Below are 18,597 nucleotides of genomic sequence, written 5' to 3' on the forward strand. Positions count from 1 at the left end.
CCGGCCCGGGTCCGGCCCCTGACCGGACCCAGGTCGGACCAGATCCAGGTCGGACCAGGGCCCACGGCGCCCACCGCGCCGGATTTCCCGTCCCGGATGGTTGTTGCGCTCATTCGTGTCCGGATTTTCCGGGAGTATCACGGACGATCCGTGCGGCGATGCTTCCTGTCGCCGTGGCGAATACTGCGATGGTACAGGAAGCCGTATGCGTGGGCCGTAACGAAGATGCCACGCGATCCGTCACCGTGGAATGGCCTTCCGACGTTGTAATCCGTGAAGAAGTGGTAGAGCATATGACCAATCCGCGCCAGGATGCCGGCAGGATGCACCGCTTCGCGCGGCCGGGCAGACGCCCGTTCTTGTCTTTCCAGAAAAACGGAACAGGGAACGGAGCATGATGCACGTGGCGATCGTGGACGGGCGTCCGCGTTTCCCGCCGGCCTCCGGGCGCCGGGGCGGCCCCGGCCATGGGGAAGGCGCACCGGCCCCGACCCGCACGGGACGGGACGCGGTGGACCATGCCGCCACCTGTCGCCGCGGGGCGCGGATCCGCCACGTCCGGTCGCCCGCCGCGGCACCGGCCGCGGCAGTGTTCAACTCTGTCAGGGTCGCTTCATGATCGTACGCGCACGAGCTCCCTTCCGCCTCGGCCTCGCGGGCGGCGGCACCGATGTCTCGCCCTACATGGACGAGTACGGCGGTGCGGTGCTGAACGCGACCATCGCCAGCCACGCCTGGGTCACGCTGCGTTCCGGCGGCAGCGAGGTGGTGCTGGAGAGCGCGGATACGGGCCTCTCCGCCCGGTACCCCGCGACGGGCTCGCCCATGCCGCGCGACGGGGTGCTGGACCTGGTCAAGGCGGTGCACGACCGCATCGTGCGCGAATTCCACCACGGCCGCCCGCTGCCGCTCACGATCCAGACCTACAGCGAGGCGCCGCCGGGCTCCGGCCTGGGCTCCTCCTCCACCCTCGTCGTCGCGCTGATCCAGGCCTACGAGGAGCTCCTGAAGCTGCCGCTCGGCGAGTACGACATCGCCCGCCTCGCCTTCCAGATCGAGCGCGAGGACATGGCCCTGGCCGGCGGCCGGCAGGACCAGTACGCGGCGGCCTTCGGCGGCTTCAACTTCATGGAGTTCACCGCCGGCGAGCGGGTCATCGTCAACCCGCTGCGCATCAAGCCCGACACGGTGCGCGAGCTGGAGGCCCGGATGCTGGTCTGCTTCACCGGCGTCAGCCGCGAGAGCGCGCGCATCATCGAGGACCAGCGCAGCAACGTCCTCGCCGGCGTGCAGAAGTCCATCGACGCCATGCACAACCTCAAGGCGAACGCCGTCGCCATGAAGGAGGCGCTGCTGCACGGCGACCTGGACGGCATGGCCGAGGTGCTGCGCGAAGGCTGGCAGTCGAAGCGCGCCATGGCCGCGGGCATCAGCAACTCCCACATCGAGGAACTCTGGGACATCGCCGCCGAATCCGGCGCCTATGCCGGCAAGGTGTCCGGCGCCGGCGGCGGCGGCTTCATGATGTTCTTCTGCCCGCTGGAAAAGAAGCCGACCATCATCTCGCGCCTGGAGGCGCGGGGATGCCGCGTCGCGGCCGTTGTCTTCACGGCGGAAGGCGCCAACGCATGGTCGGTCCGCTGATCGTCGGTCCGCTGATCGTCGGGGCGGCGTCCGCGGGGCGCCGCGGCGCCCGCCGCCGGGGCGCGGGATAGCGCGCGCCGCGGGCCGGCAGGGCCACGGGCCCGGGCCGCCCCGCGCGCAGCCTCCCACGCGGCGCCCCCGTGCCGAGGTCCGTCCCGCCGTCGGGGAGGGTCCCCGCCGCGGTACGGACACCTCCTGCGGCATTCCGCCCCGCTCGCCGGCCGGCGGCGCGCCGCGCATCCTTGAAGGACACAGCATGCCTGCTCCTGCACGAGGCGCCCTGTCCGGCGTCACCACGCCGTGCCGGCCATGAAGCCGCTCGGTCTCGACGCCGTGGTCCTCGCCGGCGGGCTGGGAACACGGCTCCGCAGCGTGGTGAGCGACGTGCCGAAGCCGATGGCGCCGGTCGCCGGCCGGCCCTTCCTGGCCTGGCTGCTGGACCGGCTGGCCCGCGCCGGCGTCGCGCGCGTGGTGCTCTCGACCGGCTATCTCGGCCACGTCATCCGCGACACCATCGGCGAGCGGCACGCGGGGATGGAGATCGACTACGTGCAGGAGGAGTCGCCGCTCGGCACCGGCGGCGCGACCTACGCGGCGCTGGGCGCCTGCACGACGGAACGGGCCATCGTCCTGAACGGGGATACGTGGCTGGAGGCCGACCTGCGCGCCATGGCAACGCTGGCCCCGGAGGCCGACCTCGTCCTGGCCGTGCGCCGCGTGCCCGACCGGAGCCGGTACGGCAGCATCCTGACGCGGAACGGCCGGGTGACGGGCGTGGCCGAGAAGGGCGGCAGCGGACCGGGCCTCATCAACGGCGGCATCTACGTGATGCGGCGCGACATGCCGCAGGTCCGGCCGCAGCCGGAGCGCTTCTCGCTCGAGACGGCGCTGCTGGCCGAGCCGGGCGAGCTGGACGTGCGCTCCTACACCGCCGAGGGCGAATTCCTCGATATCGGGACGCCGGAGGACTTCGCGGCGGCGCAGGACCTGATCCCGCTCTGGGCGACCCGCTGAGGCACCCGCCGAAGCTTCCGCGGCCTGCATCGTGAGCGTGTCGCGCCGCAACCGGCCGGCGCTTGCGCGCTGCTGACCCGCTGGTCGCTCTCGACCGCCCCGGCGTCGCGCGCGACCGCGGGGAGCACAAGGTGGGCCAGCGCGCCTCCTGGGCGGGCGGCCCGCGCTTCGCTCGTCCATCCCGCGCGGACCGCGCATGGCCTGCTCGGGCTCGCCATGGCGGACGGGCCGAAGAACCGGGCGCAGACGCGGCTCGCCGCCATCGCCCCGCTCGGCCGGCGCTTCGCCGGGCCGATCCTGGCGGGAGACCGGATCCAGGCATCGGTCGAGGTCACGGCGCTGCGGCCGACGCGGCACGCGGACCGCGGCATCGTCGCGCTGGGATTCGACCTGCGCACGCGGCGCGGCGACACGGTGCAGGAAGGCGGGAACGGCATGATGGTGCACCGGCGCGTGCCGGGAGGATGCCGGTGACGCGCCCCGCGGATGCGGCCGGCCTTCCGGTGACGCGGCCGCGCCCGTCCCCGGAAGTCTGACGCGGCTTTCATCCCGGCAGCGTCACGGCTCCATCGCGGCGGTGGCCTGATCCTTCCGCCGGCCTCCGGACCGATCCCCGATCCGCCGCCCGGCTGCAGAAGGTTCGGTGCCATGCGTCGACCGACATTCTTCCTCGCCGCCGCCCTGGCCCTCGGGGCGCTGGCGTCCACGCCCGTCCTGGCGCAGGGCGTTCCGCACGGGACGCCCGGCGTGGCGGCCGCGCCGCCCGCCGTGCCGGCGTCTCTCCTCGTCCCCGCCGTCGCCTGGGCCGACGATGCCGGCGGCCGGCCTGCGGCGCCGGTCATCCGGGTCGCCGATGGCTGCGGTCCCGGCGGCTGGCGCGGCCCCTGGGGCGCCTGCCATGGCGGCTGGGCAGGGCCGGTGCCCGGCTACTACGCGCCGCCGCCCCCGCCCCCGGCCTACTACGCCGGCAATGGCTGCCCGCCCGGCTTCTGGCGCGGCCCGTGGGGGCATTGCCGCGACACCCCCTATCACGGCCGGCTGCCGGACGGCGGCTGGCAGTAGGCGGCAGGGCGACGCCGCGGCCCTCTCGCGGCCCGGCCGGCACCGGCACGGCCGGGCAGCAACGATCCCGTCGCCGATCGGCGATGGACGGCCAGGCGGCCCCGCCGGAGATCGACGCGGGCGCCGCACCGGCCCCGCTCAGTTGCCCGTCCAGCCCCGCGCCTGCGCCTCGACGGCGGAGCGGTCCCAGGCATTGATCTGCTCGACGAATTGGTTGGTGTAGGCGCGCGCCGGGTCGAAATCCTGCGGCAGCTCGCCGGCCTCCTTCATCTGGTCCGCCACGCGCTTCCACTGCGCCGGCAGGCTCTCGCCGTAATTGGCGACTCCGTTCAGCGCATAGCTGTTGAAGCGCGCGAGGAACACCCGGCGCGCCTCCTCCAGCAGCCTCGCCTCGTCGCCGCCCTGCGGCTTCGTCTGCGGATAGGCGCGCCAGTGGATGCGGATGGCGGCATCGGGGTTGGCCAGGCCGAAATGCACCGCCTTGGCGATGGCGCGGCACATGCCCACCACGAGCTGCGGCCTGTCGCGGATCATCTCCTCGCGCGCGATCACGGCGTTGCCGAACAGCTCGTTGAAGTAGCCGGGACGGAATTCGGTGAACTCCATGCCGCGGTTCTCGAGGCCGGCGACCGCCGTGTCCCAGGAGATCCAGCCGGCGATGTCGCCGCGCCGCAGCGCCAGCAGCGCCGGCGCCCCGGTGCCGGTCGCCACCAGCCGGATGTCCTTCTGCATGTCGATGCCGGCTTCCTTGAACATCGCCGCGGCATAGGGCGAGGGGCCGAGCACCGGCATGCCCACGGCCTTGCCCTTCAGCTCGGCGAGCGAGGCGATGCCGGAGGCCTTGGTGACGACGATGCGCGAGATGGGCTGGCGCGCGTGCATGTACACCGCCCGGAGCGGGATGCCGCGCACCTGCGCCTGCATCAGCTCCTCGCCGACGATGCTGATGAAGTCGATGTTGCCGGCCGAGATGAGCTGCAGCCCGGCCGTGTTCCCGGCGATGCCGAACACCTCGCTCTGCAGCCCCTCCTCGCGCCAGTAGCCGAGCGCCTGCGGCAGCGACGAATGGCCGGCATGGCCGGTGGAGATGTCGGTGGTGGTCGGCCCGAAGCTGGTCCTGACCAGCGCCTGCGCCCAGGCCGGCACGACGGCGACGAGGCCGGCGGTGGCGAGGGCGCCGGTCAGCAGGGTACGGCGTTGGGTCATGTCCGGCTCGGCTCCGCTTGCGGGGACCAGAACAGCAGGCGGCGGCGCGCCGCCTGCACGAGGGCGTAGGCGAGGACGCCGATGGCGCCGAGCACCAGCAGGATGGCGAAGACCTGCGGGATGTCCATGCGCGCATTGGCCTGCACGATGAGGTAGCCGAGCCCGGCCGAGGCGCCGACGAACTCGCCGACGATGGCGCCGGTCATCGCGAACACCACGGCGATCGAGAGGCCGGAGAAGATCTGCGGCAGGGCGTTGGGCAGGCGGACGCTGGCGAAGCAGCGCCACCGCCCGGCGCCGAGCGCGCGCAGCACGTCGAGCTGCCCGCGGTCGCAGCCGCGCAGCCCGGCCAGGGTCGTCACCAGCACCGGGAAGAAGGAGATGACGGCCGCGACGGCGATCTTGGAGGATGGCCCGAAGCCGAACCAGACCACCAGCAGCGGTGCCAGCGCGATCTTGGGCATGGTCTGGATGGCGACCAGCCAGGGATAGACGGCACGCTCCAGGATGCGGAATTCCGCGACCAGCGTGCCGACCACCAGGCCCGCCGCCACCGCGATGGCGAAGCCCGCCGCCGCCTCGCCCATCGTCACCAGCGCGTGCCACGGCAGGGAGAGGTCGGCGAGCCCCGCGCCCAGCGCGACCAGCACCGCGGAAGGGGCCGGCAGCACGAAGCGGCCGACCAGGCCGCCACGCACCGCCGCCTCCCAGAGCAGCAGCAGCGCCAGCGCCAGCAGCGGCGTCAGCAGCAGCTCCGGCCGGCGCCGCAGGGCGGCCCGCAGCGCCGGCCAGGGCATGGCGCGCGGGCGTGGCAGGCGGGAGGCGGTGGCCTGCAGCATCGCGGTCTCCTCCGTCATGCCGGCGGACCGGCGCATCGGACCCCGGACGAGGTCCGGACCTCCGGGCGCCGGCTCGGCGGGGCCCGATTCAATGGGCCCGATTCAATGGGCCAGGGTCACCGTGGCCGGGGCGCCGCCCTCCTCCAGCAGGCCGCGTATGCGCAGCACGGTGGCGGCGAAGGCCGGCGCGGCGATGATGTCGAGGCCGCGCGGGCGCGGCAGCTCGATCGGGATGGCGTCGACGATGCGGCCGGGCCGGCTCGACATCACCAGCACGCGGTCGCTGAGGAAGACCGATTCCGCGATGGAGTGCGTGATCAGGAACACCGTCTTGCCGGCCTCGGCGGCGATCCGCGCCAGCTCCACGTTCATGCTGTCGCGCGTCATGGCGTCGAGCGCGCCGAAGGGCTCGTCGAGCAGCAGGATGGCGGGGTCGTGCACCAGGGCGCGGGCGATGGCGACGCGCTGGCGCATGCCGCCGGAAAGCTCGCCGGGCAGCTTGCGCTCGAACCCGGCGAGCCCCACGAGGCGCAGCAGCGCCTCGGCGCGGGGCCGCATGGCCTTCCGGTCGAGGCCGAGGACCTCGACCGGCAGCATGACGTTGGCGAGAACGTTGCGCCAGGGCATCAGGTTGGCGTCCTGGAACACCACGCCGATGTCCCGGCTCGGCCCGTGCAGCGCCCGCCCGCCCACCACGACGCTGCCCGTGTAGCCGCCGAGCAGCCCGGCCAGGATGCGCATCACCGTGGTCTTGCCGCAGCCCGAGGGGCCGACCAGGGAGACGAACTCGCCCGGCGCCACGTCGAGCGTGATGCGCGACAGCGCCTGCACGCGCTCGCCGCCCGCGGTGGGGTAGACCTTGCTCAGCTCGCGGACGGCGATCAGCGATGCCGACATCCCGGCCTCCATCCCTGCGCCCGGCCCTCAGGGCGCGGCGTTGCCGACCACGCGGTCGAGGATCCACAGGTCGTGGTCGTGCACCAGCCTGTCCTGCGGCGTGAAGCAGCCCGGCCGGTTGAAGGCGGATTCGGCGCCGCGCTGCTGGCGCTCGGCGGCGATCACGTCCTCGTCGCGGACCTTGTCGGCGTACTTCAGGTACAGCCCCAGCACCTCCTCGAAGTCCGGCGTCTGCGTGGTGGACTTCGGCACCATGGTGGTGGTGAAGAGGCGGCAGTTGCCGGGTCCCTCGGGATGGATCTCGGTGCAGCTCACCATGTCCACCGCGAAGCCGATCATCGCGTTGGCGTGGACGTAGGGGAAGAAGGTGCCGATCTTGAGCTCGGGCGGCAGGTCCAGCTCGGGGAACTTCCTCTGCCCCTCCGGCGTGCCACGGCTGCCGTTGAAGTAGGTGTAGTGCATCAGGTAGTTGCCGAGGTGGATCGCCGGGTCGTGGAAGTCCCGCTTCGAGACCCGCTTCCTGTTCAGCGTGGTCTGGTGGACGAAGGGCACGTGGTAGCCATCGCTCCAGTTCTCGGCGTAGAACTTCCAGTTGGAGCGGACCGGGAATTCGCGCCGGGCGACGCAGACCATCTCGTCGGTCCTCCAGGGCGCCACGCGCTCCGGCAGGTCGCCGAGATAGGAAAGGAGGTCGGGCGCGTCGGGATCGAGGTTGATCCACATCAGCCCGCACCAGACCTCCAGCCGGATCCGGCTCAGCCCGTGCCCGGCCTTGCGGAAGCTGTCGCTCTCCTCGAAGAGCGGGGTGCCGACCAGCTCGCCTTCCAGCGAGAAGGCCCAGGCATGGTAGGGGCACTTCATCACGTTGCACTGCCCCTCGCCCTCCAGGATGATGGAGCCGCGATGGGTGCAGGAGTTGATGAAGGCGCGCACCTGCATGTCCTTGCCGCGCACCACGATCAGCGGCACGTCGGCGTAGTCGAGCGTGATGTAGCTGCCGGGCTCGGGCACGCGGCTCTGGTGGCCGATGCAGTTCCAGTAGCGGTGGAAGATGCGCTCCTTCTCCCGCTGGTAGAAGCGGGGCGAGGTGTAGCACCAGGGCGGCAGGGTCTCGGCCTGGTCGAAGGAGCGGCGGACGCCGAGGAAATGGCGGGGATCGAACAGGTCATCCGGTTCCGTCATCGCGCGCATTCGGCCGCTCCTTCGTTGTGCCCGTCGGCTTCGTTTTGCCCGTCGGCTTCGTTGTGCCTGTCGGCATCCCGCCCGAACCCAGCAGGTTTCGTGCCAGCGCCCCGCGCTGCTGCGTGGCGCGTGCCACCTATCGGGCTGCCACCCGGCCGTGCCGCCGCCGGCGCCATCCGGTCACGCCCTCGGCAATTCCACCGGCTCCGCCCAGAACAGCAGCCGGCGGCGCAGCGCCTCCACGCCGAGATGCAGCAGCAGGCCGAGCGCCGCCAGCACGGCGAGGATCGAGAAGGTCTGCGCCGTCTCCAGGTTCTCGTTGGCGTAGAGGATCAGCGTGCCGAGCCCCTGCTTGGCGCCGACGAACTCGCCGACGATGCTGCCCAGCAGCACGAACACGACGGCCACGTTCACGCCGGCGAAGATGTAGGGCAGGGCGCTCGGCAGCCGCGCCAGCCGGAAGATCTGGCCGGGCGTGGCGCCCAGCGCGCGCAGCACGTCGATCCGCCCGGGTTCGCAGGCGCGCAGGCCGAGGATGGTGCTGACCAGCACGGGGAAGAAGGCGATCGCCGCCGCCAGCACCACCTTGGAGCCGATGCCGTAGCCGAACCAGACGATCACCAGCGGCGCCAGCGCGATCTTGGGCATCGCCTCGAAGGCGATCAGGAACGGGTTGAGGGTGCGCTCCAGCAGCGGCGAGCGCGCCACCAGCGCGCCGAGCCCGACCCCGGCCGCCACCGCCAGCACGAAGCCGAGCCCGGCCTGGAGCAGCGTCACGCCCAGGTGCACGGGGTAGAGGCCGCTGCGGAAGCCGGCCAGGAGCTGCGCCAGGATGTCGGTCGGCGCCGGCAGGATCAGCGGATCGAGACCCAGGCGGCGCGCGGCGAGCTCCCACAGCGACAGCACCGCGGCGAGGAACAGCGCCGGCGGCAGCAGCGCCGCCATCCGCCGCCGCCAGCGATGCGCGGCCTCAGGCGACATCGCGCGCGGCCTCGGCCGGGCGGTCCGGCCGGCGGGCATTCGCGCCCGCGAATTTCCGCCAGTAGATCACGCCGACATCGCTCCTGGACAGGCGCTCCGGCCCCGGCACCAGCGCCTCCACCAGCACCTTGTCCTGGTCGGAGAAGATCCGGTCGTGCGCCCAGCCGCGCCAGAGCCAGTAGTGGACGCGGTCGAGCATCTCGCGCCAGCGGCCCAGCCGGCGGAAATTGTTGATGTTGAAGCAGCGCGTGGTCCCGGCGTCGATCGGCACCGCCCACTGGATCAGCGCGTACTCGCCGCTGAGGCGCCCGACCACCACCAGCCCCGGCAGCCAGACCTCGGACTGGTTCCTGATGCCGTAGACCCGGTGCGCCTTGCTCTCCTGGAAGCCGCGCACGTTGCCGCGCCCGGTGGGCTTCATCACGCGCCACCACTCGTTGTTCGGGAAGCGGCCGAGGCCGGGGAATTCGGCGCTGGTCATGCCGCCGGAACGCTTGAAGGCGATGCCCTTGTTGCCCGGCAGCACCGTCGGCTCCAGGGTCAGGGCGAAGGGCAGGACGGGCTGGAAGAGCAGCTCGGGCGAGCTGCGATGGACGTACTGCGCGTGGTGGTCCTGGCCCCAATTGTCCACCAGCGCGCGCCAGTTGCACCTGTAGTCGGTGTACATGGGGATGGAGAAGAAGCGGTTCTGGTCGCCGACCCACTCCGGCACGTCGTCTTCCAGCGCCGTCGGCGCCATCTCGCCCGGCCAGAGCCAGATCATGCCGGCATGCTCGCGGACGGGGTAGGAGCGGACGCCGACCTTGCGGGTGATGGGCGAGTCCGGCCCGTCCATCAGGGCGGCGACGAGGCGGCCGGAGGCGCCGTCGAACACCCAGCCATGGTAGGGGCAGCTGATGGTGCCGCTGTTGCGGTACTCGCAGGCGCCGAGCGAGAGCTTCACGCCGCGGTGCGGGCAGCGGTCCTCCAGCGCGAACAGCTTGCCGGCGTCGCGGAACAGCACGATGTCGCGGCCGAGCAGGCGCGCCGCCTTCGGCCTGCGCCCGACCTCGCGGGCCAGCAGCAGCGGGTACCAGTAGTTCTCGAAGCCGAGCGCCGGGATGCCGTGCCGGCGGTAGGGAAGCTCGCCGGGGTCCTCGGCCGGTTCGGTCTGCGCCATGGCTGCCTCCTCCGGTTCAGGCGGCGTTCGTCGGCCGCCGCGCCACCAGGTCGATCTCGATGCGGGCGTCGTAGGCGAGGCCGGTGACGCCGATGCAGGTGCGCGCCGGCAGCCGGTCGGGTGGGAAGAAGCCGCGATAGGTCTCGTTCATCGGCCCGTAGTCCTCGGCGAAGTGCGTCAGGTAGACGCGCGCCATCAGCACGTGCTCCAGCCCCAGCCCGAGGCCGCGCAGCACCGTGTCCAGGTTGGCCATGACGTTGCGCGTCTGCGCCACGATGCCCTCGGGCAGCACGCCGGGCTCGGCGACGCTGTCCGGCATCTGGCCGGTGACGAACACCCAGCCGTCGTGCTCCACCGCGTGGCTGAACGGCGCCACGGGGCGCGGCCCGCCCGCGACCATGTGGAACAGCGGCGGGGTGTCGCCGGCCTGGGCCGGGCCGAGATTGGTGTCTGGGGGCATGTCCGGTCCTGGCGGGGCTGCCCGGGACTTGTATGCATCGGCCATGCCAGACCGTGTGCAACGGGCGCCGGCCGGCGCGGGCGGGATGGCGGGCGCTCCACCCCGCGGCCCCGTCGCGGCGGGACGGACCCGGCGGCGGGGGCGCTGGCGATGCCCGGAGCAGCGTGCCCGGCGTCTGCACAGCGTCGGGCGCGGATTCACACACCGGCCCGTACAATCCCTGCCTCCCCCGTCGGGACCAGGGCACGGGCCGGCCGCGCCGCGGCTGGCAGGGACCGCGGGCCGGGCCGTGCCCCGGCCGCGCCGCCGGCCGCCGGCGCCCCTTCAGCCGCCCGCGGCCGCCGCCGGCTGCGCCAGGAACAACGCGCGCAGCGTCTCTAGGCTGCGCTCCAGCACCTCGCGCGACGCGGCCGCGTTGACGCAGATGCGCACCGCGTCGTCGCGCACCAGCGGCCCGACCTCGAACACCGAACCCGGCGTCACCCCCACGCCGCGCGCCTCGGCGGCGCGCACGAAGGCATCCTCGGTCCAGCGCGGGCCGAGCTTCAGCCAGACATGGAAGGCGCTGGGGTGCCGCAGCGCCTGCGGCACCCCCAGCGTGGCGCCGACGAGGCGCTGCCGCGCCCGGATCTCCTCCCGCAGCCGCGCCGCCACCCCTTCCAGCGCCTGCCCGCGCACGAGGCGCGCGACGATCTCCGCCGCGATGGTGGAGGCCATCAGCGTCGTCGCGCGCAGGGCGGTGCCGATCTGGTGCGACAGGTCGCGCGGCGCCCGCAGGAAGCCGATGCGCCAGCCCGGTCCGATCACCTTGGAGACGCTGGTGACGTAGGTGGTCCGCTCCGGCGCCAGCGCCGCGAAGGGCGGGATCGGCGTCTCCATCAGGAAGTTGTAGACGTCGTCCTCCACCAGGCCGAGGCCGTGGCGCTCGCAGACGCGCAGGATGGCGTGCCGCCGCTCCAGCGGCATGGTCGCCGTGGTCGGGTTGTGCAGGGTGGGCGCGCAGACCAGCAGCCGGGCGCCGGTGCGCCGGCAGGCGGCGTCCAGGCTGTCCGGCATCAGCCCCTCCTGGTCCATGCGCACGGGCACCAGGGGGCGGCCCAGCATGGCGGCCACGGATTTCAGGCCGTAGAAGCCGCGCTCCTCGGTCAGCACGGGATCGCCCTGCCGCGTCTGCGCGGCCATCGCCAGCAGCAGCCCGTGCTGCCCGCCGCTGGTCACCACCACGTCGTCGGCCGTCGCCGGGATGCCGAAGCGCCCGAGCCAGGCGGCGCCGGCGGCGCGGTGCTCCGGCAGGCCGGCGCCGGTCTGGCTGGGCAGGAGGCGGCGCAGGTCCGGGCCGGACAGCAGCGCGGCCTCCACGGCGGCGGCGGCGCTGTCGGCCGGCGCGGTGGGCGGGAAATTGTGCGACAGGTCGACGAAGCCGGGCGCCGCCAGTCCCTTCCACAGGCTGCTCGGCCCGTCCTCGCCCGGCGGCAGCGTGATGAAGGTGCCGCGCCCGGTCTCGCCGCGCGTCAGCCCGCGCCGCTGCGCCTCGGCGTAGGCGCGGGTGACGGTGCTGACGTTGAGGCCGAGCGACTGCGCCAGGTCCCGGTGCGGCGGCAGCCGGTCGCCGGGCCGCAGCGTGCCGGCATGCACGGCGGCCACGATGCTCTCGGCGATCGCGAGGTAGCGCGGGCCGGCGAGCGCCGGCAGCAGGGCGAGCCAGGGGGGCGGTTGCATCGGCGGGCTTGTATGCAGCGGTGTGTGAATCGGTCAACCGCGACTGCCCGCGAATGTCCGCATCGCCCGCGCCCGGGTCAGCACGCCGCCTCGCTCCCGGGAGGCGCCGCCGGCCGCGCGGCGCGGGGCGGCGCCCACCGGCGCGCGGCGGCTGGAGCCGTTCCAGCCTGATTGTATCAGGCTGGAACGGCTCCAGCCTTTTGATTTTTCGCATTTTTCGAGCCGCTGAGCGAGGACGCTCAGCTTGAAAATGCTCTATTCCGGCCGGATGCCGGCCTGCCTGATCAGCGCCTCCCAACGCGGATTGTCCTGCGCCACCCGGTCCGCCAGCCCGGCGGCGGAGAGCGGCAGCGGCGTCGTGGCGAGGAGGGCGAATTGCCGCCGCACCTCGGGCCTCGCCAGCCCGGCCCGGACCGCCTCGTCCAGCCGCGCCACCACCTCGGCCGGCGTCCCGCCCGGCGCCTGGAGGGCGATGATGGTCTCCAGCGCGGTGCCGATGCCGGGAAAGGCCTCCTGCAGGGTCGGCACCTCCGGCGCGGCGGCGCTGCGCCGGGCGGCCGAGATCGCGATCGGCCGCAGGCCGGCGGCCCTGGCCTGGGCGATGCCGCTGCCGAGATCGACGATGGCGACGTCGACATGCCCGCCCGCCAGGTCAGTCAGGCTCTGCGGGATGCCGCGGTAGCTGACGGGCAGGGGGCTGGTCCCGGTCGCCGTGGTGAACAGGGCGAGCGTGAGCTGCCCGCTGGGCGAGCCGTAGGCGACGGTCAGCGGCCTGTCCCGCCGCCCCGCCGCGGCGATCAGGTCGGCGGTCGTGCGGATGGGCGAGGCCGGGGCCACCATGAGCATCATCGAGGTCGATCCGATGCCCGAGACGAAGGCGAAGCTCTCCACCGGGTCGTAGGGAAGCGAGCGGTAGAGGCTGCGGGCGACGAACATCATCGAGGAGCCGACCAGCAGCGTCTGCCCGTCCGGCGCGCTGCGGGCGACATGCGCCGCGCCGAGCGTGCCCTGCGCCCCGGCGCGGTTCTCGACGATCACGGGCTGGCCCAGCGTCTCCTGCATGGCCTGGCCGACGGTGCGCGCGACGTTGTCGGTGACCGTGCCGGCCGGGAAGGGCGCGACCAGGGTGACGGGCGCATCCCGACCGCGCGCCACGCAGGGGACGGACAGGGACAGGCCGGCCACGAGGGCGGGCAGGTCGCGGCGTCGGATCATTCGAGCCTCCCTTGTCGGCCGGGCCATGCCGGCGCCGCGGCCGTTCGCCGGCCGGGAATTGTCCGAGAGGCGGGGCACGCCCGGGGGCGCCGCGGCCGCGGCGCAGCCCTCACCCCGGGCGGGCCGGGCGCCTGCGGATGACGAAGCGCATCGTCCCGCGCAGCACCAGCTCGCGGCGCTGGTTGTGGACGGTGCTGTGCAGTCCGAGGATGCCGGTGCTGCGCTGCGGCGTCAGCTCGCCGACCTCCAGGGCCGGATAGAGCGTGTCGCCGGCGAAGACCGGCTTCTCGAAGCGGCTGGACTGCTCGACGAAGCCGACCAGCGACTCCTCGACGAGATGCGGGAACAGGCCGGCGCCCGGCGCGGTCTGGATCAGCGTCTGCAGGCCGTGCGCCAGCAGGTGCGGCATCCCGTGCCGGCGGCAGTACTCGACGTCGTAGTGGACGGGGTGGTTGTCGCCGCTGGCCGCCTGGAACGCCAGGAAGACGGCCTCCGTCATGGTGCGGCTGGGCAGCAGGAACCGCTCGCCCAGGGCGAAATCCTCGAACCAGCGCTGCGCCGCCACCAGCCGGTGCGCGGCGGGGTCGAAATCGGCCATTTCCATCCCCGTTGCGGCACGCGCCGAAAATTCCGTCGACACGCAACCGGCTCTCTATCAGGCTCTCCGGCGGGCCAGGTCAAGAGCGTCGGAACGACGTGCCCGCCGGGAGGGGACGATGGTGGCAGCATGCGCGGCGTGACTGGTGGCGTGACCGGCGGCGTGGCTGGCGGCGTGACCGGAAGCCGGGCCCGGCGCGGCGGGGAACGGGCCGGCCGATGATCGCGTACTCGGTGCGCGACCGCGTCGCGGAGATCCTCTTCGACCATGCCCCCGTCAACGCGATCACCGACGCCTTCCTGGACGCGCTGTTCGAGGCGCTGGAGCGGGCGCGGCGGGACCCCGAGGTCCGCGCCGTGATCCTGGCCAGCGCCATACCGGGGCGCTTCTGCGGCGGCATCGACCTCGCCTCCTTCCTCGACCGCTCGCCCGCCGAGAGGCACGCGCTGGTCGGCAGGCTCTACGTCGAGCTGGGCGAGCGCCAGGCCGCGCTGGGCAAGCCCTCGATCGCCGCGATCGCCGGCGCGGCGCGCGGCGGCGGCATGTCGATCGCCATCACCTGCGACATGATCGTGGCCGCCGACGACGCGACCTTCGGCTATCCGGAGCTCGACATCGGCCTGCTGCCGGCGATCCACTACACGCACCTGCCGCGTCTCGTCGGCCGCTACCACGCCTTCGACCTGCTGTTCACCGGCCGGGTGTTCGACGTGCCGGAAGCCGTGCGGATGGGGCTGGTGAGCCGCCACGCGCCGGCGCCGCAATTGCTCGACGAGGCGCGCAGGCTCGCCGCGGTGTTCGCGGGCAAGTCGCCGGCGCTGATGCGGCTGGGCAGGGACGCCTTCCTCCGCGCGGCGGACAACGGCTACCGGCAGGGCGCGGCGGGGGCGGTCGACCTCGTTTCCGTGGTGTCCGGCACCGAGGATTGCCGGGAGGGTCTGAGCGCCTTCGTCGGGAAGCGTCCGCCGTCCTGGCGATCCTGAGCGGCCGCGCCCCGCGCGCCGGCGGCCGCTGGATCGCCGTCGCCGTGCCCTGGCCGGATACGAGAATCGATGCCGCGGGCCGCCTCGCGGCGATGGGCGATGAATCCGGGGCGCGGATCGCCGCATCCCAAGACGATCCTCCCGCGCGCGCGTGCCGCTCGCCGAGCGGGAAAGCCCGGTCGCGGCGCCACCCTGCCGCCCGTTCCGTTGCGTCGTCCCGATGTCTCCGGAATCATGCGCGTCGCCGGGGCCGGTCTCCGGCTCTTCTGCGCGGCGAGGCGGCACGGGCGGTCATGCAGGGAATCGTGGACTACATCGCTCGCCGGTCGGATCTCCCGGACGAGGAGATCCAGTGGATGCTCGGCCTCGGCGAGCAGCGTGCCCTGCGCCCTGGCGACGCCTTCTGCCGGATCGGCCAGACGCATCACGAGGTCGGCCTCCTGCAGAGCGGCATCCTGCAGGTCTACAGCGTGTCGCAGCGTGGCGAGAAGGTCGTCCTGGACCTGATCCTCCCCGGCCACTTCGCTCTGGCATTGCACGGCGTCTCCCGAGGGCTGCCGTCCGACGTCTGCATCGAGGCGGTGACCCCGTGCACGGTCATCGCCTGGCCCTACGAGCTGCGTCGCGCGGCCTTCGCGCGCCATCCCGGCTGGCTGCGCCTCGATGCGCGGCTCGTCGAGGATGCCTTCAACCGGAAGCACAGGCGCTACATGGGCCTGCGCGTGCTCACCGCGGAGGAGCGGTACGACAGGATGCTGAGCGAGCTGCCCGGGATCTGGCAGCTCCTGCCCCAGTATCTGATCGCCTCCTATCTCGCGATCACGCCGCAATACCTGTCCCGCCTCAAGCGGCGGCAGCAGGCGAGGCAGGACGATCGGGCGAAGGGGCCGGGTATCCCGGCCTGACGCCGGCCGCGGCCGCCGCGCGCTTCCCGGCGGCATGGGACGGGCGGTGGCGGGCCGGGCGGAGCGCCGGGCGGTTCCGGCCCGCCCGTCACGGACGATGCCGGACTCGGCCGTCGGCGTGGCGGTGCCGCTGGCGCCATTCCCGTCACGCCGTCCACGGCCGCGAGCCGCGCGCCGGCCTCGGCCGTGGCCCCGGTCCCGTCAGGCCGGATCCGCCCGGCCGGAGAGAAGCTCGAGCAGGACCCGGCCATTGCCCTGCAGGTCCTCGACGATGGCGGCGCGCGCCGCCGCCGCGTCGTGCCGGCGCAGCGCCGCCAGCAGCGCGAGGTGCGGATGCTGCCCGGGCGGCGCCCCGGCCGGCCGCTCGTAGCGCAGGCGGATCGTCGGCCCGCACTGCATCCAGAGCGATTCCACCAGCTTCGCCAGCACCGGCATGGCGGCCAGCTCGATCAGCGCGAAGTGGAAGGCCTCGTTCTCCGCCAGCACCGCCTCCAGCGCGCCCGCCGCCTTGGCGGCGGCCAGCCGAGCATGGATGGCCGCCATCGCCGCCACCGCCTCGGGGTCCGCCCGCCGCGCCGCGGCCTCGGCCGCGCGTCCCTCCAACTCGATCCGCAGCGCGAGGATCTCCGCGTAGCGCTCGGGCGGCAGGTGCGGCACCACGGCGATCCCGCGCGCATCCAGCGTGAGCGCGCCCTCCGAGGCGAGCCGCAGCAGCGCCTCCCGCACCGGGGTGAGGCTGACCTTGAGATCCGCCGCGACGACCCGGTGCACCAGGCGCTGCCCGGGGCGCAGCCGGCCCCGCATCAGCGCCTGCCGCAATTGCCGGTAGACCTTGCCCGCCAGGTTCTCGTCCCGTCCGACGGGCATGAGGGTGAGGTCGTCGCTCATGCGGATGTTCTGCGCGAGGCCGCTTGACAGGACCAGCGCCAAAATTTGATATAACAAATATCAAGCATCAAATATCATTCCGGGAGAGACCGCCCATGCCCGCCACCGCCGCCCTGTCCCCGACGGCAGGCTCCGCCAACGCCACCGTCGCCCTGCGCCTGGCGGAAGCCTTCGCCCGCCACGGCGTGACTCTGACCTTCGGGCAGAGCCTGCCCTCCGCCTTCCACCTCGCCGCGCCGCATGCCGGGATCGAGCAGAAGGTGTACCGGCAGGAGAATGCCGGCGGGACGATGGCCGACGGCTACGCCCGCATCTCGCACAAGGTCGGTGTCGTCACCGCGCAGAACGGGCCGGCCGCCACCCTGCTGGTGCCGCCGCTGGCCGAGGCGCTGAAGGTCTCGGTGCCGATCGTCGCCCTGGTGCAGGAGGTGACGCGGGACGCGATGGACCGCAACGCCTTCCAGGACCTCGACCACATCAGGCTGTTCGAGCCGGTGGCGAAGTGGGTGCGCCGCATCGAGCGCGCCGACCGGTTGGAGGACTACGTGGACATGGCCTTCACCGCCGCCGCCTCGGGCCGCCCCGGCCCCGCGGTGCTGCTGGTGCCGGCCGACCTGCTGACCGAGGCGGCGCCGCCGCCCTCGCCGCGCCGCGCCAGCCTCGGCACCTACCCGCTGGACCGCGCCGCCGCCGATCCGCGCGCCGTCGAGGCGGCCGCCGGATTGCTGGCCGGCGCGCGGCACCCGCTGGTGGTGGCCGGCGGCGGCGTCCATCTCTCCGACGCGGCGGCCGAGCTTGCGGCCTTGCAGCAGGACGCGCACCTGCCGGTCGCGACCACGGTGATGGGCAAGGGCGCGGTGGACGAGACGCACCCGCTCAGCCTCGGCATCGTCGGCTACTTCATGGGGCGCGGCAGCCGCACCCGGGCGCTGCGGCCGATGGTGGACCGCGCCGACGTGATCCTGCTGGTCGGCAGCCGCACCAACCAGAACGGCACCGACAGCTGGAAGCTGTTCCCGAAGGGCGCGCGCTTCATCCACCTCGACGCCGACCCGATGGAGGTCGGGCGCAATTACGAGGCGCTGCGCCTCGTCGGCGACGCGAAGCTGACGCTCGCGGCGCTGCACGCGGCGCTGCGGCGCCAGGACCTCGCGGCGCGGGAGTCGGCGCGGCCGGCGCTGGAGCGCGAGATCGCGGCAGGCGTCGCGGACTGGCGCCGCACCGTGGCCGGGGTCTGCGGCCGCGACGGCGGGCCGGTGCGGCCGGAGCGGGTGATGGCGGAGCTGGACCGCCGCCTGCGCCCGGACGACATCGCCGTGGCGGATGCCAGCTACTCCTCCATCTGGATCGCCAACTACCTCACCGCCCGCCGCGCCGGGCAGCGCTTCCTGACGCCGCGCGGCCTGGCCGGGCTCGGCTGGGGCCTGCCGCTGGCGATCGGCGCGCAGGTCGCGGCGCCGGACAGCCGCGTGGTCTGCCTCGTCGGCGATGGCGGCTTCGGCCATTCCTGGGCGGAGCTGGAGACGCTGCGCCGGCTGCGCGCGCCGGTAACGCTGATCGTGCTGAACAACGGCATCCTCGGCTACCAGAAGCACGCCGAGGACGTGAAGTTCGGCGACCACACCATCGCCGTGGACTTCGCCGAGGTGGACCATGCGGCGATCGCGCGGGCCTGCGGCGTGCGCGGCGTGCGGGTCGAGCGGGGCGAGGCGGTCGGCGCGGCGCTGGACGCGGCGTTCGCCTCGGGCGAGCCGGGCCTGATCGAGGTGATCACCGACCCCGAGGCCAGCCCGCCCATCACCTTCTACGGCGGCCACGTCCCCGAGCCGTTCTGAGCGGGGAGCC

At 73.4% G+C, this 18,597-nt stretch carries 18 protein-coding genes; 7 read left to right on the top strand and 11 right to left on the bottom strand.

Translation table 11 applies throughout. From position 1 onward, the window contains the following. The first annotated feature begins 615 nt into the window (after window positions 1–615). The 4 genes from M0638_RS08400 to M0638_RS08415 all read left to right on the top strand — a co-directional run bounded on the left by M0638_RS08400 (window position 616) and on the right by M0638_RS08415 (window position 3,720). A complete protein-coding gene (locus M0638_RS08400; protein ID WP_248666523.1) occupies window positions 616–1,644 on the top strand; it encodes a GHMP family kinase ATP-binding protein in 1,029 nt (342 codons plus the stop codon). A gap of 309 nt (window positions 1,645–1,953) precedes the next feature. Beyond that, window positions 1,954–2,658 carry a nucleotidyltransferase family protein gene (locus M0638_RS08405; RefSeq protein ID WP_248666524.1) on the top strand — a complete coding sequence of 235 codons (705 nt, stop codon included), beginning with the start codon at window positions 1,954–1,956 and terminating at the stop codon, window positions 2,656–2,658. Window positions 2,659–2,874: 216 nt separating this feature from the next. Next, a complete protein-coding gene (locus tag M0638_RS08410) occupies window positions 2,875–3,132 on the top strand; it encodes a hotdog family protein (protein WP_248666525.1) in 258 nt (85 codons plus the stop codon). A 174-nt stretch (window positions 3,133–3,306) separates the two neighbouring features. Next, complete coding sequence (locus tag M0638_RS08415) at window positions 3,307–3,720, top strand: GCG_CRPN prefix-to-repeats domain-containing protein (RefSeq protein WP_248666526.1); 414 nt, start codon at window positions 3,307–3,309, stop codon at window positions 3,718–3,720. Window positions 3,721–3,858: 138 nt separating this feature from the next. Here the strand turns inward: M0638_RS08415 and M0638_RS08420 are convergent, their stop codons facing one another. The 10 genes from M0638_RS08420 to M0638_RS08465 form a co-directional block, all read right to left on the bottom strand. Next, window positions 3,859–4,926 carry an ABC transporter substrate-binding protein gene (locus M0638_RS08420; RefSeq protein ID WP_248666527.1) on the bottom strand — a complete coding sequence of 356 codons (1,068 nt, stop codon included), beginning with the start codon at window positions 4,924–4,926 and terminating at the stop codon, window positions 3,859–3,861. After that, window positions 4,923–5,765 carry an ABC transporter permease gene (locus M0638_RS08425; RefSeq protein ID WP_248666528.1) on the bottom strand — a complete coding sequence of 281 codons (843 nt, stop codon included), beginning with the start codon at window positions 5,763–5,765 and terminating at the stop codon, window positions 4,923–4,925. The genes M0638_RS08420 and M0638_RS08425 overlap by 4 nt, the downstream gene beginning before the upstream one ends. A gap of 102 nt (window positions 5,766–5,867) precedes the next feature. Then, a complete protein-coding gene (locus M0638_RS08430; RefSeq protein ID WP_248666529.1) occupies window positions 5,868–6,662 on the bottom strand; it encodes an ABC transporter ATP-binding protein in 795 nt (264 codons plus the stop codon). A 27-nt stretch (window positions 6,663–6,689) separates the two neighbouring features. Further along, the gene (locus M0638_RS08435) at window positions 6,690–7,844 is read right to left on the bottom strand and encodes an aromatic ring-hydroxylating oxygenase subunit alpha (RefSeq protein ID WP_248666530.1); all 1,155 of its coding nucleotides are present in this window, start codon (window positions 7,842–7,844) and stop codon (window positions 6,690–6,692) included. Window positions 7,845–8,024: 180 nt separating this feature from the next. Beyond that, window positions 8,025–8,825 (bottom strand): ABC transporter permease, encoded by an 801-nt coding sequence (locus M0638_RS08440; protein WP_248666531.1) that lies wholly within the window; start codon window positions 8,823–8,825, stop codon window positions 8,025–8,027. Then, complete coding sequence (locus tag M0638_RS08445; RefSeq protein WP_248666532.1) at window positions 8,815–9,984, bottom strand: aromatic ring-hydroxylating dioxygenase subunit alpha; 1,170 nt, start codon at window positions 9,982–9,984, stop codon at window positions 8,815–8,817. The genes M0638_RS08440 and M0638_RS08445 overlap by 11 nt, the downstream gene beginning before the upstream one ends. A 16-nt stretch (window positions 9,985–10,000) precedes the next feature. Beyond that, window positions 10,001–10,444 carry a RidA family protein gene (locus M0638_RS08450; RefSeq protein WP_248666533.1) on the bottom strand — a complete coding sequence of 148 codons (444 nt, stop codon included), beginning with the start codon at window positions 10,442–10,444 and terminating at the stop codon, window positions 10,001–10,003. Window positions 10,445–10,768: 324 nt separating this feature from the next. Further along, window positions 10,769–12,163, bottom strand: a complete 1,395-nt coding sequence (locus M0638_RS08455; protein ID WP_248666534.1) for an aminotransferase-like domain-containing protein — start codon at window positions 12,161–12,163, stop codon at window positions 10,769–10,771. 255 nt (window positions 12,164–12,418) lie between these two features. Then, the gene (locus tag M0638_RS08460) at window positions 12,419–13,378 is read right to left on the bottom strand and encodes a Bug family tripartite tricarboxylate transporter substrate binding protein (protein ID WP_248666535.1); all 960 of its coding nucleotides are present in this window, start codon (window positions 13,376–13,378) and stop codon (window positions 12,419–12,421) included. 109 nt (window positions 13,379–13,487) lie between these two features. Further along, the gene (locus tag M0638_RS08465) at window positions 13,488–13,976 is read right to left on the bottom strand and encodes a MaoC family dehydratase (RefSeq protein WP_248666536.1); all 489 of its coding nucleotides are present in this window, start codon (window positions 13,974–13,976) and stop codon (window positions 13,488–13,490) included. A gap of 218 nt (window positions 13,977–14,194) precedes the next feature. Here M0638_RS08465 and M0638_RS08470 point away from each other — a divergent pair, with 218 nt between their 5' ends. Both M0638_RS08470 and M0638_RS08475 read left to right on the top strand, forming a co-directional pair. Further along, entirely contained in the window at window positions 14,195–14,959 is a 765-nt protein-coding gene (locus M0638_RS08470) for an enoyl-CoA hydratase/isomerase family protein (RefSeq protein ID WP_248666537.1), read from the top strand. A gap of 305 nt (window positions 14,960–15,264) precedes the next feature. After that, window positions 15,265–15,864 (top strand): Crp/Fnr family transcriptional regulator, encoded by a 600-nt coding sequence (locus M0638_RS08475; RefSeq protein WP_248666538.1) that lies wholly within the window; start codon window positions 15,265–15,267, stop codon window positions 15,862–15,864. 201 nt (window positions 15,865–16,065) lie between these two features. On the opposite strand, the gene M0638_RS08480 is transcribed toward M0638_RS08475, so the two are convergent. Further along, window positions 16,066–16,752, bottom strand: a complete 687-nt coding sequence (locus M0638_RS08480; RefSeq protein ID WP_248666539.1) for a GntR family transcriptional regulator — start codon at window positions 16,750–16,752, stop codon at window positions 16,066–16,068. 95 nt (window positions 16,753–16,847) lie between these two features. Between M0638_RS08480 and M0638_RS08485 the strand changes: the two genes are divergently transcribed. Then, window positions 16,848–18,587: an acetolactate synthase catalytic subunit gene (locus tag M0638_RS08485; RefSeq protein ID WP_248666540.1), complete on the top strand. Its 1,740-nt coding sequence runs from the start codon at window positions 16,848–16,850 to the stop codon at window positions 18,585–18,587. Window positions 18,588–18,597 lie beyond the last annotated feature (10 nt).

This window comes from Roseomonas acroporae, assembly GCF_023223525.1.
In the GTDB taxonomy this organism is placed as follows: domain Bacteria; phylum Pseudomonadota; class Alphaproteobacteria; order Acetobacterales; family Acetobacteraceae; genus Roseomonas_E; species Roseomonas_E acroporae.

What these genes read in the sequence shown, in the direction of transcription:
- M0638_RS08400 (WP_248666523.1), top strand. Translation starts at nt 616, where the DNA reads ATGATCGTACGCGCACGAGCTCCCTTCCGCCTCGGCCTCGCGGGCGGC.
- M0638_RS08405 (WP_248666524.1), top strand. Translation starts at nt 1,954, where the DNA reads ATGAAGCCGCTCGGTCTCGACGCCGTGGTCCTCGCCGGCGGGCTGGGA.
- M0638_RS08410 (WP_248666525.1), top strand. Translation starts at nt 2,875, where the DNA reads ATGGCGGACGGGCCGAAGAACCGGGCGCAGACGCGGCTCGCCGCCATC.
- M0638_RS08415 (WP_248666526.1), top strand. Translation starts at nt 3,307, where the DNA reads ATGCGTCGACCGACATTCTTCCTCGCCGCCGCCCTGGCCCTCGGGGCG.
- M0638_RS08420 (WP_248666527.1), bottom strand. Translation starts at nt 4,926, where the DNA reads ATGACCCAACGCCGTACCCTGCTGACCGGCGCCCTCGCCACCGCCGGC.
- M0638_RS08425 (WP_248666528.1), bottom strand. Translation starts at nt 5,765, where the DNA reads ATGCTGCAGGCCACCGCCTCCCGCCTGCCACGCCCGCGCGCCATGCCC.
- M0638_RS08430 (WP_248666529.1), bottom strand. Translation starts at nt 6,662, where the DNA reads ATGTCGGCATCGCTGATCGCCGTCCGCGAGCTGAGCAAGGTCTACCCC.
- M0638_RS08435 (WP_248666530.1), bottom strand. Translation starts at nt 7,844, where the DNA reads ATGACGGAACCGGATGACCTGTTCGATCCCCGCCATTTCCTCGGCGTC.
- M0638_RS08440 (WP_248666531.1), bottom strand. Translation starts at nt 8,825, where the DNA reads ATGTCGCCTGAGGCCGCGCATCGCTGGCGGCGGCGGATGGCGGCGCTG.
- M0638_RS08445 (WP_248666532.1), bottom strand. Translation starts at nt 9,984, where the DNA reads ATGGCGCAGACCGAACCGGCCGAGGACCCCGGCGAGCTTCCCTACCGC.
- M0638_RS08450 (WP_248666533.1), bottom strand. Translation starts at nt 10,444, where the DNA reads ATGCCCCCAGACACCAATCTCGGCCCGGCCCAGGCCGGCGACACCCCG.
- M0638_RS08455 (WP_248666534.1), bottom strand. Translation starts at nt 12,163, where the DNA reads ATGCAACCGCCCCCCTGGCTCGCCCTGCTGCCGGCGCTCGCCGGCCCG.
- M0638_RS08460 (WP_248666535.1), bottom strand. Translation starts at nt 13,378, where the DNA reads ATGATCCGACGCCGCGACCTGCCCGCCCTCGTGGCCGGCCTGTCCCTG.
- M0638_RS08465 (WP_248666536.1), bottom strand. Translation starts at nt 13,976, where the DNA reads ATGGCCGATTTCGACCCCGCCGCGCACCGGCTGGTGGCGGCGCAGCGC.
- M0638_RS08470 (WP_248666537.1), top strand. Translation starts at nt 14,195, where the DNA reads ATGATCGCGTACTCGGTGCGCGACCGCGTCGCGGAGATCCTCTTCGAC.
- M0638_RS08480 (WP_248666539.1), bottom strand. Translation starts at nt 16,752, where the DNA reads ATGAGCGACGACCTCACCCTCATGCCCGTCGGACGGGACGAGAACCTG.
- M0638_RS08485 (WP_248666540.1), top strand. Translation starts at nt 16,848, where the DNA reads ATGCCCGCCACCGCCGCCCTGTCCCCGACGGCAGGCTCCGCCAACGCC.